General features: G+C 68.0%; 15 protein-coding genes and 2 pseudogenes. 11 read left to right on the top strand and 6 right to left on the bottom strand.

Annotated elements, in window-relative coordinates:
• Positions 1 to 405: 405 nt before the first annotated feature.
• Positions 406 to 1,128, bottom strand: a complete 723-nt coding sequence (locus tag NQU54_RS46740) for a helix-turn-helix transcriptional regulator (protein ID WP_257636357.1) — start codon at positions 1,126 to 1,128, stop codon at positions 406 to 408.
• On the opposite strand from NQU54_RS46740, the gene NQU54_RS46735 reads away from it, so the two are divergent.
• The 10 genes and pseudogenes from NQU54_RS46735 to NQU54_RS46690 all read left to right on the top strand — a co-directional run.
• The gene (locus tag NQU54_RS46735; RefSeq protein ID WP_257636356.1) at positions 1,127 to 1,261 is read left to right on the top strand and encodes a hypothetical protein; all 135 of its coding nucleotides are present in this window, start codon (positions 1,127 to 1,129) and stop codon (positions 1,259 to 1,261) included. The genes NQU54_RS46740 and NQU54_RS46735 overlap by 2 nt on opposite strands.
• A 161-nt stretch (positions 1,262 to 1,422) precedes the next feature.
• Positions 1,423 to 3,741: a xanthine dehydrogenase family protein molybdopterin-binding subunit gene (locus NQU54_RS46730; RefSeq protein ID WP_257636355.1), complete on the top strand. Its 2,319-nt coding sequence runs from the start codon at positions 1,423 to 1,425 to the stop codon at positions 3,739 to 3,741.
• Positions 3,738 to 4,550, top strand: coding sequence for an FAD binding domain-containing protein (locus tag NQU54_RS46725; protein WP_257636354.1), 813 nt, complete (start codon positions 3,738 to 3,740; stop codon positions 4,548 to 4,550). The genes NQU54_RS46730 and NQU54_RS46725 overlap by 4 nt, the downstream gene beginning before the upstream one ends.
• A gap of 5 nt (positions 4,551 to 4,555) precedes the next feature.
• Positions 4,556 to 5,065, top strand: coding sequence for a (2Fe-2S)-binding protein (locus tag NQU54_RS46720; protein WP_257636353.1), 510 nt, complete (start codon positions 4,556 to 4,558; stop codon positions 5,063 to 5,065).
• Positions 5,058 to 5,999 carry an MBL fold metallo-hydrolase gene (locus tag NQU54_RS46715; RefSeq protein WP_257636352.1) on the top strand — a complete coding sequence of 314 codons (942 nt, stop codon included), beginning with the start codon at positions 5,058 to 5,060 and terminating at the stop codon, positions 5,997 to 5,999. The genes NQU54_RS46720 and NQU54_RS46715 overlap by 8 nt, the downstream gene beginning before the upstream one ends.
• A gap of 91 nt (positions 6,000 to 6,090) precedes the next feature.
• The gene (locus NQU54_RS46710) at positions 6,091 to 7,467 is read left to right on the top strand and encodes an MFS transporter (protein WP_257636351.1); all 1,377 of its coding nucleotides are present in this window, start codon (positions 6,091 to 6,093) and stop codon (positions 7,465 to 7,467) included.
• 95 nt (positions 7,468 to 7,562) lie between these two features.
• Positions 7,563 to 8,525, top strand: coding sequence for a helix-turn-helix transcriptional regulator (locus NQU54_RS46705; RefSeq protein WP_257636350.1), 963 nt, complete (start codon positions 7,563 to 7,565; stop codon positions 8,523 to 8,525).
• Positions 8,522 to 9,721 (top strand): fumarylacetoacetase, encoded by a 1,200-nt coding sequence (fahA, locus tag NQU54_RS46700; protein ID WP_257636349.1) that lies wholly within the window; start codon positions 8,522 to 8,524, stop codon positions 9,719 to 9,721. The genes NQU54_RS46705 and fahA overlap by 4 nt, the downstream gene beginning before the upstream one ends.
• Positions 9,722 to 9,738: 17 nt before the next feature.
• Positions 9,739 to 9,870 carry a hypothetical protein gene (locus tag NQU54_RS46695; protein WP_257636348.1) on the top strand — a complete coding sequence of 44 codons (132 nt, stop codon included), beginning with the start codon at positions 9,739 to 9,741 and terminating at the stop codon, positions 9,868 to 9,870.
• A 401-nt stretch (positions 9,871 to 10,271) separates the two neighbouring features.
• A pseudogene (locus NQU54_RS46690) lies at positions 10,272 to 10,436 on the top strand (XdhC family protein); the annotation flags it as partial.
• An 18-nt stretch (positions 10,437 to 10,454) separates the two neighbouring features.
• Here the strand turns inward: NQU54_RS46690 and NQU54_RS46685 are convergent.
• The 5 genes and pseudogenes from NQU54_RS46685 to NQU54_RS46665 form a co-directional block, all read right to left on the bottom strand.
• Positions 10,455 to 10,757 (bottom strand): transposase, encoded by a 303-nt coding sequence (locus NQU54_RS46685; protein WP_441005764.1) that lies wholly within the window; start codon positions 10,755 to 10,757, stop codon positions 10,455 to 10,457.
• A gap of 1,003 nt (positions 10,758 to 11,760) precedes the next feature.
• Positions 11,761 to 11,889, bottom strand: coding sequence for a Rieske (2Fe-2S) protein (locus tag NQU54_RS46680; RefSeq protein WP_257636347.1), 129 nt, complete (start codon positions 11,887 to 11,889; stop codon positions 11,761 to 11,763).
• Positions 11,890 to 11,978: 89 nt separating this feature from the next.
• Positions 11,979 to 12,890 carry an aldo/keto reductase gene (locus NQU54_RS46675; protein WP_257636346.1) on the bottom strand — a complete coding sequence of 304 codons (912 nt, stop codon included), beginning with the start codon at positions 12,888 to 12,890 and terminating at the stop codon, positions 11,979 to 11,981.
• A gap of 63 nt (positions 12,891 to 12,953) precedes the next feature.
• Complete coding sequence (locus NQU54_RS49890) at positions 12,954 to 13,973, bottom strand: GlxA family transcriptional regulator (RefSeq protein ID WP_257636345.1); 1,020 nt, start codon at positions 13,971 to 13,973, stop codon at positions 12,954 to 12,956.
• 684 nt (positions 13,974 to 14,657) lie between these two features.
• A pseudogene (locus NQU54_RS46665) lies at positions 14,658 to 14,965 on the bottom strand (helix-turn-helix domain-containing protein); the annotation flags it as partial.
• Positions 14,966 to 15,025: 60 nt separating this feature from the next.
• Here NQU54_RS46665 and NQU54_RS46660 point away from each other — a divergent pair.
• Positions 15,026 to 15,559: a DinB family protein gene (locus tag NQU54_RS46660; RefSeq protein WP_257636344.1), complete on the top strand. Its 534-nt coding sequence runs from the start codon at positions 15,026 to 15,028 to the stop codon at positions 15,557 to 15,559.
• The last annotated feature ends 37 nt before the right edge of the window (positions 15,560 to 15,596 follow it).

Below are 15,596 nucleotides of genomic sequence, written 5' to 3'. Positions count from 1 at the left end.
AGTGAGTACGCGAAGCACTACAACCAACACCGGCCGCACCGATCCCTCGAACAACGGGCGCCGAACCGACTCACCGAACCCGGACCACCCACCGCCACCGACAACACTCGCATCCATCGACGCGATCGACTCGGCGGCATCATCCACGAATACACGCAGGTCGCATAGGGTGACACCGTTTCCGGCACCCACACGGTTGTGGCTCTGCGGGAATGTGCGCCCGTGGAGGCCTCCCGCCGTGCCCTGGCCAACGCCGGACCCGGATCCCCGAGGCCACCTCTTCACCGGAGTCTTCCCGCCGCTCGATCCCACCGGTGTGGATCTGCCGAGCGCGCTGCCCCTGTCAACGCCACCGCCGGAACACCGCACGGTGGCCATCCGGGCAACAACGCACGACGCTCTGGTTCAACGCACCTGGCCTTCGCGGACTTCTCGCGGTGTCATCCCGAACCGGGATCGGAACGCAGTGGAGAACGCGGCGTGACTACCGTACCTGCACTCCACGGCAACCCAGCCGATCGGGAGAGCCGGCTCCTGCTCCAGTCGCACGCGAGCCATATCCAACCGTGCGTTGCGGATCAGCTCACTGAGCGTCAAGCCCTCATCGTGCAGCATGGCCTGCAGATAGCGTCGTGACCAGCCCAGTGCGGCTGCAACCATGTGTCCGTCCAGCTCCGGGTCGGCCACATGGTCGGCGACGAAGCGGCGGATGGTCGCGCGCGCTGCGGACCGATGGCTGCTGTCGGCCTCTCGGGCTCCGGAACCGGCGAGGCAGGCCAGGTCGAGGGCTCGCTCACACGCCGCGTCGAATTCGGCGGCCACCAGCGCGTTGCCCTCTACGGAAACCGTCCGAAGTAGATCGAATGCCACCCTGCCCAGGCCCCGACGGCCTTCGAATACCTTCAGGCACTGATCGAACCAACTCGCCCGAGCCGCCAAGCGGCTCTCCGGAACCACCAGAGCCAGCGCCTCGAAGCCCGGGCTGTGCCACAGCCCGAGCGGCCGATCGAGGCCGCACACCACCGTCGCGTCCGCGTCGACCCGCACTCGCTGGCCAGCCTGCTCCACCACTGCCGTACCCGACACCGGGAATAGAAACTCGACCATGCCCTGAGGATTGGACAACATGCCGCAGTTCCTCGTCAGCGAAGCGCCGTTCTCGGGCAACAACATCCACAACGATGAACGCAACCTGAGCCAGGCGCTCGACCGGACCGGCGCCGAATTCGCGACATGCCACCGTCCTCCGCCGTGCGCTTGAGCGCAACTTTTCGTTCGCTTTTCCCCGTAGTGACAAATGTGTGCCACCGCCTAGCGTGTGCGGCATTGGGTCACTCAGCCCACCGAGACCGCATCGTCGCAGGTCAGGAGGTGTCGTCAAGAATGAAGCACGTCGGACGTTCCGTGCCGGGACGGAACAATGTGATCAGTGTTGCAGGCGCTGGAACCTATGTGGACGATGTCCGGCCGGCCGGCCGGATGATCATGGCAGTCCTCCGCAGCCCGCACGCCCATGCCCGAATAGTGCGGCTCGACATCTCGGCTGCCGCGGCACTTCCGGAGGTCTCCCTCGTCCTGGACGGGGCAAGCCTGGCGGCGGATGGCATCGTGGTCCGGCCGGGCGGGGCCTTCGCGAATTTCACTGTCCGCCAGTCTGATCGAGTGCCACTCGCGGTGGACGTGGTGCGTTACGTCGGTGAGCCGGTCGTCGCGGTCGTCGCGGTCGACCTCATCGCAGCCCGGGCGGCGCTGGAGCTGGTGGACGTCGAGTACGCACCGTTGCCCGTGCTCGCCGACGCATCGGCGGCGTTGACCGGCCAACCGCTGGAGCAGAGCTGGCCTGACAACGTCATGGTCGACTACCCCTTCAGCAAGGGCGATCCGGACGTCGTACTGGCCGGATCCGATCGGGTGCGGCGCGGTTCGCTACGCTGCGGCCGGATCGCGGCGTCACCGATCGAGCCCCGCGGGATCGTCGCGTCGTGGGACCCCTACCGCGAGACGCTCACCTGCTGGGCGTCCACCCAGTCTCCGCATGTGCTCCGCACGCTCCTCGCGGCCACGGTGGGCCTGTCCGACTCCGCGGTCCGGGTGATCCAGCCCCAGGTCGGCGGAGCATTCGGATCCAAGCTGCCAATGTTCCCGGAGGACGTGCTCGCCACCGTCGCGTCGATCCGGCTGGGCGTGCCGGTGGCCTGGACCGAACAGCGCAACGAGTACCTGACTGCGGCCGGCCACTCTCGCGACGTCGGCTGTGACTATGCCGTGGCGTTCCGGCCCGACGGGCGGATCACGGCGTTGACGGTTGACCTCGTCGCGGACCTCGGAGCGCCGACGACGGTCGCGGGCTGGGCCATGTGCATCGTCACGGCCGGCTGCATCCCCGGTGCGTATCAGATCGACGACGTCCGCGTGCGGATGCGTGGTGTCGTGACGAACCGGGGGCCCTGGCAGGCCTACCGAGGCTTCGGCAAGGAGGTGTCGTGCTTCGTGATGGAACGCATCCTCGACGAGGTCGCCCGCGCCACGGGGGTCGATCGAATTGAGGTCCGGCTGCGCAACTTCATCCCCTCCAGCACTTTCCCCTACACCCAGCCCTGCGGCTGGATCACCGATTCCGGCGATTACGAGGGGACACTGACCGAGGCCGCGAAGCTGATCGACTACGCCGACTTCGAGCGGCGCCGGGCCGAGGCTCGTGAGCAAGGGCGCACTCTCGGAATCGGGTTCGCGCACGAGCTGACGCCGGAGGGGTCGTCCCGCCCAGACAGTCTTATGGGCGGGACCGACTCGGCGACCGTGCGGATCAGCCCGCGCGGCGATGTCACCGTGCTGACTGGGGTCACGTCTCCCGGGACGGGCAACGAGACGGGCATCGCACAGGTGGTCGCCGACGCGCTCGGCTGCGACCTCGAGCGGGTCCGGGTCGAGCAGGGCGACACCGCATCCTGCCCGTACGGCAACGGCAACTACAGCTCTCGGAGCCTCACTTTCGGCGCGACGTCCGCCCGGCTGGCCGCCGACGAACTGAGAGAGCGCATCGAGGCCGTGGCGGTGAGCATGCTCGGGACCGACGCGGGCCGGATACGGATCGAAGAGGGGACCGTACACGGTCCCCACGACGCGACCCTGACGCTGGACGCCGTCGCGGCCGAGATCTACCGCAACCCGCACGGCAGGCATATGACCGGGCTGCCACCGGGCCTGGAGGCGACGCGCTCGTACCGCATCCCGAACGTGCACCACCAACCCGATGTCGACGGCCGTTACAACCAGTACCCGACCTGGTCGTTCGCCTCCGCCGCGTGCGTGGTCGAGGTCGACGAGGAGACCGGTGTGGTCCGGGTCGAGGACTTCGTCCTGGTCCACGATAGCGGGGAGATCGTGAACCCGCTGCTCGCCGAGGCGCAGCTGCACGGCGCCGTGCTCCAGGGCATAGGCGCGAGCCTGTACGAGGAGATCAGCTACGACGAGGACGCCCGGCCGTTCGCCCACACGCTGCGCGAGTACACGCTCCCCGGCGCGCGCGAGTCACTCGCTCCCGTCATTGGGCATCGCAGCACCCCGTCGCCGTTCACCCTGGACGGACGCAAGGGTGTCGGCGAGTCCGGGATCAGCGCGCCGGCGGCGGCCATCGCCTCCGCCATCGAGGACGCGCTGCGCGAACACGATGTCCGGCTCTCCCGTGCCCCGTTCACTCCCGCACGGGTGTGGGCGGCCCTCAACGGGGGTGCCGCGTGAACACCGTGTCCTACGCGGCGCCGACCACGCTTGACGCGCTCGTACGCATGCTCGCCGAGCGGGGTGACGACGTCACGCTCGTGGCCGGCGGGATGAGCGTGATGCCGCTGCTCAATCGCGGGATCGGCCGCCGTGACCGGCTCGTCACGCTGAACCGTGTGGTCGGCCTGGACACGATCGAGGCCGACGAGGACGAGGACGACCTCGTCATCGGAGCGACGGTCACCCACGCCCGCCTCGCCGCCGACGAACGGGTGCACCGGCACTGTCGTGTACTGGCCGACGCCGCCGGCGGGATCGGAGACCCCCAGGTCCGCAACCGCGGGACTCTCGGCGGGGCGCTCGCCTACGCCAATCCCGGCGCCGACGAACTCACCGCGCTCACCGCGCTCACCGCGACGGTCGTGCTGGACAGCAGCCAGGGCACGCGCCGCGTCCCCGTCGCCGAGTTCCTCCTGGGCGCCCAACGCACCGCTCGCCGCCCCGACGAGGTCGTCACCGCGGTACGGGTGCCACGGGCCCCGGCGGCGGGCTTCGCCCGCCTCGGCAGGGTCCAGGGAGCGCCGCCGACGATCACCGCTGCCGCAGTCCGCCAGGGCGAACGGCTGCGCGTCGCAGTCGGTGGGGTGGCGAGCCGCCCGGTGACGCTGACCTGCGTTCCGCATGCCCTGGAGGCCGAGATCCGGGCGGCGGCGCTGCACGCGCCGGACCCCATCGTCGATGACCCCTTCAATCCCCCCGACTACCGGCGTGCCATGGCAGTCGTCATGACACGCCGGGCGTCCCGACTCGCCCTGGACAGGAGGTGAGAGCCATGTCCGTCCCGATCTCGACCATCGTCAACGGTCAATCGATCGACCTGGCCGTGGATCCACGAAGCACCCTGGTCGACCTGCTGCGCGAACAGCTGGGCCTGACCGGCACGCACGTCGGCTGCCGGACCGCCAGCTGCGGGGCCTGCACAGTCGTACTCGACGGCAACACGGTGAAGTCCTGCTGCGTCCTCGCCGCCGAGGCCGACGGCCGTTCCGTCCAGACGATCGAGGGGCACGTGGACGGTGAGCGCCGGGCCCGGCCCGGCGAGCTGGACGACGTGCAGGAGGCGTTCGTACAGGTCCAGGGCATGCAGTGCGGCTTCTGCACCCCGGGAATGGTGCTGTCCGTGCGGGCCCTGCTCGCCGCGAATCCTGACCCGACCGACCAGGAGGCGAAGGCGGCCATCGCCGGAAACCTGTGCCGCTGCACCGGCTACGTCAACATCCTGCGCGCGATCCGCCGAGTGGCGGACGAACGTGCGCATGCGAAGGAGAGCACCGATGTCTGATCCGGCCGTCGTGCACAACGCCGCCCTGCATGAGCTCGCACCCGGAGTCCACGCGTGGATCCAGCCGGACGGCTCGTGGTTCATCAACAACGCCGGTGCCATTTGCGGAACGGACGGTGTCGTCCTGGTCGACACCTGCACCACTGCGTCCCGGACCAGTGCCTTTCTCAGTGCAGTGGCCGAGGCGACGGACGGGGCACCGATCACCGCCGTCGTCAACACCCACGTCCACCCCGACCACACGTTCGGCAACTGCCTCCTTCCCAAGTCCACCGTCGTGATCGGCCATCCGGACACCCGGGCCGGCCTGCTGGGCCCCACCTACCTGGACACGCCGCCCTCGTTCTGGAGCCCGCCTCTCCCTTTGGACGGCCTGGTGGCCCGGCCGCCGACCGTCACCTGCCAGGGCGGGCTGACACTGCACACCGGCGAGCACACCGTCGAAGTGCATCACCCTGGCTACCCTGCCCATACCTCCGGTGACCTGTTCACCTGGCTGCCGCGGGAGCGGATCCTCTTCGCCGGTGACCTGGTCTTCGACGGGATCACTCCCCTCGCCCTGGCCGGCAGCCTGTCCGGAGCGCGGCGTGCGCTGTCGCTGCTGCGGACCTTCGAGCCCGAGATCGTCGTGCCCGGCCACGGGCCGGTACTCACGGGCGCCGTCGCAATCCGTCGCTGCTTCAACCTGCTCGACGGCTACCTCGCCCACGTCCTTGCCCTGGCCGACGATGGAATCCGCACCGGCAGGCCAGCGCTGGACATGGCCGCCGACCTCGATGCGACCTATGAGTCGTGGCTCGACAGTGAGCGCATCGTCCTCAATCTCCACCGCGCTTATGCCGAGCAGAACGCTCCCGGCTTCACCTTCGACCGTGACACCGCGTTCGCCGACGCCATGCGCCTGGTAGGCGGTCCCATCCCCTGCTGCGTCTGAACCCGACCTCGCCACCGCACCCGCACCCGCACCCGCACCCGCACCCGCACCCGCACCCGCACCCGCACCCGCACCCGAAATGAGAACCACAATGAGCACATCGCGCAGAGCCACCAGACCTGAGGGGCTCCGGCCCGAGGCACGCCGCGCCATTCGCGGCGGCTTCTTCGGCTTCTTCGTCGACATGTTCGACATCTACCTGCCGATCGTCGTCCTCGCCCCGGCGCTGATCTACTTCACGCCCGCTCACCTGTCGAGCGGCACCAAAGGCGTCATCACCGGATCGGTCTTCGCCGCAACACTCCTCGGCAGGCCCATCGGTGCGTTCGTCTTCGGCCATCTCGCCGACCGTATAGGCCGCAAGCGGGTCACGACGATCGCACTGACCGGCTTCGGCACCGCAACGTTGCTGATGGGCGCGCTGCCCGGATACCAACATTGGGGGCTCACCTCGATCGCACTCCTGATCGTCCTGCGGTTCATCGACGGGATCTTCCTCGGCGGTGAGTACACGGCGGCCAGCCCGCTGGCCATGGAGTACAGCCCCAAGCACAAGCGCGGCCTGTACGGCGGAATCATCCAGGCCGGCTACCCGATGGCCTTCTTCTCGATCTCGCTGCTGGCCCTCGGTCTGCTCACCGCGATGCCGGCGGGAACACTGAACTCCGCGTACGTGCAGTGGGGCTGGCGGATTCCGTTCGTGATCGGCGGGCTGATGGCGTGGGGCCTGGCGATCTACTACAAGGGCAAGGTCGAGGAGTCCGAGGCGTTCACTGCGTCGAAGAAGTCCGCGACGACACGCACCGTCTCGCCGCTACGGGAACTGTTCACCGGGGACAGCCGTAAGGACTTCCTTCAGGTCTTCGTGCTGATGAGCGGCTTCTGGCTGTCCGTCCAGCCGACCGCCGCCGTGTTGCCGGCCCTCCTGCGGGACCCCATCGGGCTCAGCTACACCAAGGCCACGCTCACACTCGTGATCACCTACATTCTCACCACCGGCTCGATCATCGGGGGCGGTGTGCTCAGCCAGCGCATCGGACGCCGTCGCTTCCTCATCTGGAGCGGTGTCGTCGTCGCCGTCGCCACGCCGATCTTTTACGGGCTCGCCGTGGGCCTGCGGCCGGGGTTCGCCGGGACCACCGCGCTCACGGTGGCGACCACGGTGTGCGGCTTCGCCTGTTGGGGCGTCGCGACCACCTACGTCAACGAGCGGTTTCGCACCGGGGTCCGGGCCTCGGGATTCGGACTCGGCTACAGCCTCGCGGTGATCATCCCGTCGTTCTACGCGTACTTCCAGGCCGCGCTGGACCTCGTCATGCCGATCCAGTACACCGGCATCCCCCTGCTCGTACTCGGCGGGATCCTGGTCGTGATCGGCGGGGCCTGGGGACCGGAGACCCGAGACGTCGACTTCGGTGTCCCCGTCCCCGCCGCCACCCCCGCCCGTACCGGGGTACGGCTGGCCTGATGCACGCGACACGACGTCTGCCCAGGTGGACCGGTTGCACCCTATTCTGGCGAAAAGCGCGACCATCGCCGGAACGCGGGAAGGAGGCGAGCGGGATGCGAGTGACTCGAAACGACTCCTTCCGGAACGAGCGCCACTCCACTGAGCACGTGGCCCCCCAGCTGCGCACCGGGTACTGGTCGGATCTCGTCCGGCGAGTGCACTGCCCCATGGACATCCAGTTCAGCGACCACGACGACTACCACGGCCTGCTCCAGCTGAAGCGTTCCGCGCACAACCAGGTGGTGCGGTGGCGATCGCTCGAACAACTCGACATCGCCCGCCGGGCGGACAGCGGTGAGCAGCCCATGGTGCAGATCATCACCCCGCTGCGCGGCCGGTTCCGCAAGGAACAGGACGGCCGCAGTGTCGTATGTGAACCCGGCCTGATGACCATCATCGACCAGGCCCGGGCCTACCGGTTCAGCCAGCCTGGCCCACTCACCGCCGTGATGCTCACTGTGCCGACGGCCGACCTCGTCACCGCCTTCGGCCGTCAGCCGCGAACAGCCGTGCCCCTCGACATCCGCAGTGGCCTCGGCCGGATCGTCCAATCGATGCTGAGCGAGGTCGCCGAGGCGGACCGCCTCTCCGGTAGCGCCTTCGACCTCGCCTGCGCCCACCTGATGGGCCTGCTCACCGCTGCCATCGACGAGTCCGGTGAGCTCACCGAGTCCACCAGGGAGGCCCATCGGCGCGCGATCCTGCATCATGTGCGCACCCACCTCGGCAACCCCGAGCTGGGAACCGGCCACGTCGCCGCGGCGCTCCACCTCTCCCCCCGTTACGTCCAGACGCTGCTCCAGGAGACCGGCACCACGATGCGCGACCATGTTCGCACCACCCGGCTCGAAGCCGCCCGATCACTGCTGGAACTCACCCAACGTCCGATCGGGGACATCGCCCGCTCCTGCGGATTCACCGATGCGAGCAGGTTCAGTACCCAGTTCCGTGCGGCATACGGCATGTCCCCGCGCGAGGCGCGCGTTGCTCACACCTCGCAGGCGGTCGCGTCGTGACATGGCTCGACCTGGAGGCCGATGATCCCTTCGGCGTCCATAACCTTCCCTACGGCGTGTTCTCGACCGATGGCACAGGACCGCGGCCCGGTGTCCGCGTAGGCGACTTCGTGCTCGACATGGCTGTCCTCGAGGACCCGTCGTGTACCGGCCCCTCCCTTAACCGGCTGCTCGCCGCCGGTCCGAAGCACGCGGCCTCCGTACGCGAACGTCTGCAGGAACTGCTGACCGACCCGGCGCACCGCGGCAGGGCGGAGCCCCGCCTGTACCGACTCGCCGACGTGACGCTGCATCTTCCGATCGAGATCGGCGACTACGTCGACTTCTACGCCAGCGAGCACCACGCCCGTAACGTCGGCCGGATCTTCCGGCCCGGCGCCGATCCCCTCACGCCGAATTGGACTCACCTGCCCATCGGCTACCACGGACGCTCCGGATCGGTCGTCCTCTCCGGGACCGATGTCGTACGCCCTCGTGGTCAGCGCCGTGATCCCGACGCGCAAGGACCGGTGTTCGGCCCTTCCACTCGCCTCGACATCGAGGCCGAGGTCGGGTTCGTCGTCGGCGCCGGCTCCGTCCTCGGCCGCCCCGTACCGGTCGACGAAGCCGAGCAGCACCTCTTCGGGGTGTGCCTGGTCAACGACTGGAGCGCCCGGGACCTACAGGCCTGGGAGTACGTGCCGCTCGGACCGTTCCTCGGCAAGTCGTTCGCCACCTCGATCTCGCCATGGATCGTGCCGTTCGTCGCTCTCGAGGCCGCTCGCCTCGACCCGCCCGCCCGGCATCACCCCACCCTGCCCTATCTCACCGACCGTCCCGGGGGCGCGCTGGACCTGCGCCTGGAGACGCGTTGGAACGGCCACCTCGTAGCCACGCCGCCCGCCGCGGCGCTGTACTGGACGCCGGCCCAGATGCTCGCCCACCTCACGGTCAACGGTGCCGCGATCCGCCCCGGTGACCTCTTCGCCTCCGGGACCGTCAGCGGCCCCGGATCCGACGAACTCGGCTCGTTCCTCGAACTCACCGAGGACGGGAGACGACCGGTCACCTTCCCCGACGGCAGAACCCGGACTTTCCTCGAGGACGGCGACGAAGTCGTCATCTCGGCCACTGCGGCCGGACCGGGCGGCACTGTCGTCGGACTCGGCGAGGTGACCGGCCGGATTCTTCCCGCACCGGCACCGACCAACCCGTAATCATCCCGTCGTCCGCAGTGCCGGACCAGTCGAGCCAGAGCGTGCCCTACTTCCACATCCCCGTCGTCCTGCTCGTGGTCTCCGGTGTCCGCACGTTCGCCGGAGCCATGCCGGAAACCGACACCAACCGCGTCAGCCTCAGCGGCTGACCACACAGCGACGCCCAGCGGCATCCCCGGCCGCCGGGCGTCTTCCTCGGCGGCCGGTCTCAGTTTGCTCGGACGGGCTCTTCGCCGATCGCCGGCCCGTCGAGCCAGCGTGTCACCCACGTTGCTCGGCGCAACCTTCCACCTGCTGTCCCGCTTCGGGCCCCGCGCGGCCACCCCCCTCAGGAAGTCCGGGAAGCCGACTTCACCGCCAGTCCGCTTGCACACGGGGCGCGGTGGCGTCACCGCCTTGATGGCGCCGACGTGCCCAAGGTGGCCGGACCTGCTCGTCGGGCCCTGCCTGCGAGGCCGGCTTCCTCGTCCACGTCGTCCTCAGCCTCACAAGGGTCGACTGAACGTCAGACAGCTCGGTCACCTCTCCACACATTTGCCCAGGAGCACTCATGCTGGACATCGCCGACGAGCTATCCCGGTGGTGCGAACAGGGCCGTGACTTCGCCGTCGCCACCGTGGTGGCGGTGGGCGGGAGCGCGCCCCGCCAGCCCGGCGCCGCCCTGGCCGTCGACTCCGACGGCACGGCCATCGGATCGGTGTCTGGGGGGTGTGTAGGGGCCTGAAGGGTGTCTTTATTGCCGTATGGTGGGTGACCTGGGGCTTTGCGAATGACACCCTTCAGGGGTGGGTACGAGTCTGGTGCCGGTGAGGCAGCCGTCGAGAACGTTGTGGCGGTACTGAAGCTGGTGTAAGCCCCGCCGGACGGCGTTGATCAGGTCGGGTGGGTCGGCGAAGGCGCGGTTGGCCGTGGTGGTGCGCCGCAGTACTGACCAGATGCCCTTGACCGGGTTGAGGTCGGGTGCGTAGGGCGGGAGTTGGTAGACGGTGAGCCAAGCAAGAGGCGCGTCAAAGGTCCGGAACTCAACGGCCGACATCCTTCTGTGAGGGTGGCCGTTCCGAGACATGCCGCCTCAGCCCGACCACCGAAGCACGATGGTTGGCTGAGACGGTGTAACCCCTGGGAAGCGGCGGGCCGTTATAGGTCCGCGCAGCCGCGAGGTCACGCCCTCAATCAGTTCTCGGATGATAAGCGACTCCAGGAGAGCACACCAGAGTGTGGTCATAGAGCAAGAGCCATCGGCCATCGCTCAGCGTGGCCACAGGGGTGACCCTGGCAGGGATACGCGACGCCTCAACATGCGAGCCCACCAGTCCCGAGGGCCTTGCCTTACGCATGCGCCTTACCTCCTGAAGCCCGCAAAGGCCGGGAGTGTCATCAGCTCTGCGGGCTTGCAACGTGTACCGCCAGACCTGGCCCGTAGCATTGTGCACGTCGTCATCAGCCCTGGCGGGTTCCCAACCGGGGCAAGGACCCGGCCAAGCAGATCGTCGGCCGGGCCGTCATCACCCCTGGAGGAGTCGCAACGTGCCGGCGATGGCGAGGTAGAGCATGTGGCATCCCTCCTGGTGGGGTCGCAACAGGCAGACGCCGACCGTGTCGCAGCGCACCTCCACCGGCCGTCATCACCCCTAGAAGGGTCGCAACGCGTACAGGCGGATGGCCCACTCCGGCCTTGCCTTAATCACCCCTGGAGGGCTCGCAACCGGATGAGGACCAGCATCGTTGGCGCGGGTGCAGCGGGCCACGTGGCGGCTGGAGCAGGCCGAGCGAGAGCGGGACTGGGCCCTGGCTGCCGCCCGGCACGAGTTCGAGGCGTACAACCCGTTCCGCCAAGGCCGCCACTGACCAGTGAGCCCGAAGCGTTCAGGAAACTGAACGCCGTAGCGGTGATCTCTGCTCGGATACTCCTCGGCCCCCGCTACCGCGGGCAGCCCAGCGACCGGAAGCGCAGCGCGCCCGGTCGGGGCGCTGGGTCCGCGGACCGAGACGTGCTTGTGGCGTACGCGGCCGGTGGTGCTGGAACACCGGCCGCACCGTCAGCCCTCCAGGCCCCCGACCAGGATCTCGCCGTTCTCCTCACGGACCGGGTACACCTTGATCGGCTTGAGGGCCGACGGGGACGGTGGCTCGCCGGTCCCCAGCGATGCGTCTGCATGACTGCTCACGGCCTCATCGACCCGACCACGTGGTGCAACAACCCTTGAATCCGCCCGGAGTGGGGGCCGTTGGGCCAATCCTATGCCGCGAGCGCTCGCTATTCTCCGGCGGAACCGGATGTTAGAAACTGTGCGAGTTCGTCTTCGGGCAACTGAGCCGTGGTAAGCCTAGCGATCTGGTCGTCGGTCAGCCGTAGCGCGGACGCCGCGACGTTCTCCTCGAGATGTGTGATCGAGGATGTTCCAGGGATGGGGCATATCATCTTCGACCGAGCCAGCAGCCATGCCAGAGCGACCTGCGCGGGCGTCGACTCCGTCTCCATTGCCACCTCAGCGATCACGCCACCCGGGGTCGCCAGTGTGCCACTCAAGATCGGAAACCATGAGACGAACGGGATTCCCTCCCGTTCACAGTAGGCGAGGACCTCCTCGCCGATACGGGCGGCGACGCTGAAGATGTTCTGCACGGCCGCGACGTCGATGATCGCCCGAGCCGTCTCGATCTGCTCGACGGTGACGCTCGACAGTCCGAAGCGGGCGATCTTCCCTTCGTCGTGCAGCTCCCTCATCACGCCGATCTGATCCTCGAACGGCACCTTCGGGTCGACGCGGTGGAGGTAGAGCAGCCCGATTCGATCCACGCCCAGGCGGCGCAGACTCGCCTCGCACTGTTGACGCAGGTAGGAGGGGCGTCCAACCGGCTCCCACACACGCGGTCGTACCTGCGCCTGACCCACCTTCGTCGCGATCAGCAGGTCGTCGGGATAGGGGTGCAGCGCCTCGCGCAGGATCTCTTCAGTTACGCCGAAGGCATAGGAGTCGGCGGTGTCGATGTGATCGACTCCGAGTTCGACCGCGCGGCGTGCGACCCGGACGGAGTTGTCCCGGTCTGCGGGTGGCCCCCAGATGTTCGCGTCGGCGAGACGCATGGCGCCGAAGGACATGCGATGCACGGTGCGGTCGCCGATCTGGACAGTGCCCGACTGTTCGATCCGCTGTTGTATATCCATGATCCCCATGCTCGACGTGCTGCTCCAGGGCGACCACTCAGAAACGGCCGTTGAAGTTGAAGATCACGCCACCGTGGTCGTCGACGGTCGCTGCCCCCGCGTCGGGCCGTACGTCCGGCGGTACCGACCCGGCGACACATTTGTGACCCTGGTGAAGTGGTAGCGCAGGGCCGCCTCCGACCCGAAGCCACTCGCATCGGCGATCCGGTCCACGGTCCACGTGGTGCGCTGCAGCAGTTCCTGCGCCCGGCGCACCTTGGTGCGCCGCAGCCACTCCATGGGCGAAATGCCAACCGCTTCACGGAATCGCCTGGAGAAGGTACGCATGCTCATGGAGGCGTGCCGGGCCAAATCAGCCACCGTAAGCGCCTCGTCAGGATGCTCCTCGGCCCATCGCAGGGTGTCTTGCAGAGAGCGCGACCGGTCGGGAACATCCCACCGCGCGTACTGCGACTGATCGCCGTCGCGACGAAGCGGGACCACCAGAAACCGTGCGATCTCCGCCGCGAGTGCCGACCCGTAATCTTGTTCGATCAGATGAAGTGCCAGGTCCAGGGCTGCCGTGCCGCCCCCCGATGAGAAGATCCTTCCCCCCTGGACGAAGAGGTGCTCGGGGTGGACCTGCACCATCGGGTGGCGCGCCGCGAGCTCGTCCGCCCAGTGCCAGTGAGTGGTCGCTTTGAGACCGTCGAGAAGGCCGGTCGCGGCGACGAAGAAGGTGCCTAGACACAGCGCTACGACACGCGCGCCTGCCGCGTGCGCGCGCCGGATCGTCGCGGCCAGGGAGGCCGGCGGATCCAGGCGTTCGGGGTACGCGGGTACGACCACTGTGTCCGCCGACTCCGCCCAGGACAGGGGGCGGTCGGGGAAAATACTGAAGCTGGTCGCATACCCGGTCTTCGTGACGACGGGCCGCTCGGGCCCGACCACGGCAACTTCGTACAGTACGTCACTGGCATGGTCGTTCGCCGCGGCGAATGCCTGCACGGCCAGCGCCACCTCGAACGCTCCGACGCCATCGTGGCCGACGACGGCCACGCGATGCGGCGTCACCCTGTGGGTCTCAGTGGGGGCGGAACTCACCTGATAATCCTTCCACGTGGCTCATCGTCGGACACAGTGGCTGTAGCCGGGCGCGATTGTCCCGGGGAGCCTTGGCCGGGTCGGTGAGGTGTTGATCGACGCTCGACAAGGCGCAAGTGTAGGCGGTCAGGCAGTCGTAGAAGTCGGTCCGCGGGCCGTGACCGGCACGATCGCACAGCCCGGCCGGCCATGGCCGCGAAACTGCCGCTCGACGCAGCCGACGACCACGACGGGCCCTCCGTAGCTGCATGATCCGCCTCTATGGCCTTCTTGTTACGCCATCTGGCGCAGTTCACAATGTGACGTCCGTCAGCACTCGGAAGGATCACCCGTACAGGCACCCGTCCTGCCGATGGCCCCGCGCGTGCGACTGCGGCGACAGCGCCTCCCGGAACTGCTCGTCGGATTCGACAGCCTTGGGAACCCCGAGCTACCGCGAGGCCCTGTCCTCATGCGCCGACCGCACGACGATCACCTGGTCAAGGTCCTTGTTCGAGCAGGCAACCACCGTAATCGGTAAGCGGATGGCGTCTGATCACTTCACGGGATTGACGCAAACAGAGTACGTTGCCGTCCTGAGCGCCTGACGGTGCAGTGTATCCAGCCGCTCCTGTATCGTCCCCGTCCCAGTAGCCAAGGCGAGTTGTGCGGCACAAGCGATGGGCTTGTCATGCAATCCCTCTGTATGAGCACGGGGTCCTTCGCGAACCGCTTGCGCGGCCGGTACGCGAGCTTGGGGCCGAGATGGTCGATGATTAGGTCGGCCGCCGACTTGGAGATGCCGAAGAGCGCCGCATCGTCAAGTTTGTGCGCCAGTAGGCCACGACCAGCAACGCCCGGTCCTCCAGTGACAGGCTCCACGGCCGCCCGCGCCGCGTCTCGTCCGCGATCTCGCGGCGCGCCAAGGTCACCAACTTGCCAAAGCAGTACGGGCTCAGCCCAGTAAAGGGGGCTATCCAGGACGACTCCGATACTGTGATCACGCTAGCCACAACAAAATCATGCCAGGGGCCTGGAGGTCGGCCGACCGCGTGCCGCGCTACGTTCGCGGGATGCAACAGCCCTCGGAACAGGTTCCCGCGCTCCTCGATGGCCCGGCCGTCGATATCTCCGATGCCCATGAACTGCTCCTCGGCTACCTAGAGTGGTACCGGAAGGCCCTGATACGCAAGCTTGCCGGGCTGTCCGACGACCAGCTCCGCACGCCTGTCGAACCGCTGAGCTGGTCTCCCCTCGGCCTGGTCCAGCATCTCAGCTGGGTCGAGCGCCGATGGCTGCGATGGGGTTTCGCCGCCGAGAATGTCGTTCCCTATCCGCCCGGCGGAGACGCCAAGGAGTGGACGGTCGCCGCCGACACCTCCGCCGCGGAGGTCATGGCCGCCTACCAAGCGGAGGTGACCGCCGCGGACTCTCTTACGGCGGCTGCCGCCCTGAGCGACAAGGCACGGCTGGGAGGCCGCTTCAAGACACCCGCCCAAGCGCCCTCGCTTGGACGAATCCTCTTCCATCTGCTCCAGGAATACGCGCGCCACGTCGGCCACCTCGACGTCGCGCGCGAGCTCATCGACGGAGAGACCGGCGAGTGAGACACCCAGGGACCGCCGATGCATTGCGGGACAGCCT

The sequence above is a fragment of the Streptomyces malaysiensis subsp. samsunensis genome (genome assembly GCF_024519315.1).
Taxonomy (GTDB): Bacteria; Actinomycetota; Actinomycetes; order Streptomycetales; family Streptomycetaceae; genus Streptomyces; species Streptomyces malaysiensis.
Note: the sequence above shows the minus strand (reverse complement) of the source record. Positions and strands in the feature narration are given on the sequence as shown.

Coding starts and splice junctions, on each gene's coding strand:
- NQU54_RS46735 (WP_257636356.1), top strand. CDS start 1,127: ATGCCGCAGTTCCTCGTCAGCGAAGCGCCGTTCTCGGGCAACAACATC.
- NQU54_RS46740 (WP_257636357.1), bottom strand. CDS start 1,128: ATGTTGTCCAATCCTCAGGGCATGGTCGAGTTTCTATTCCCGGTGTCG.
- NQU54_RS46720 (WP_257636353.1), top strand. CDS start 4,556: ATGTCCGTCCCGATCTCGACCATCGTCAACGGTCAATCGATCGACCTG.
- NQU54_RS46715 (WP_257636352.1), top strand. CDS start 5,058: ATGTCTGATCCGGCCGTCGTGCACAACGCCGCCCTGCATGAGCTCGCA.
- NQU54_RS46710 (WP_257636351.1), top strand. CDS start 6,091: ATGAGCACATCGCGCAGAGCCACCAGACCTGAGGGGCTCCGGCCCGAG.
- NQU54_RS46705 (WP_257636350.1), top strand. CDS start 7,563: ATGCGAGTGACTCGAAACGACTCCTTCCGGAACGAGCGCCACTCCACT.
- NQU54_RS46685 (WP_441005764.1), bottom strand. CDS start 10,757: ATGTCGGCCGTTGAGTTCCGGACCTTTGACGCGCCTCTTGCTTGGCTC.
- NQU54_RS46675 (WP_257636346.1), bottom strand. CDS start 12,890: ATGGATATACAACAGCGGATCGAACAGTCGGGCACTGTCCAGATCGGC.
- NQU54_RS46660 (WP_257636344.1), top strand. CDS start 15,026: ATGCAACAGCCCTCGGAACAGGTTCCCGCGCTCCTCGATGGCCCGGCC.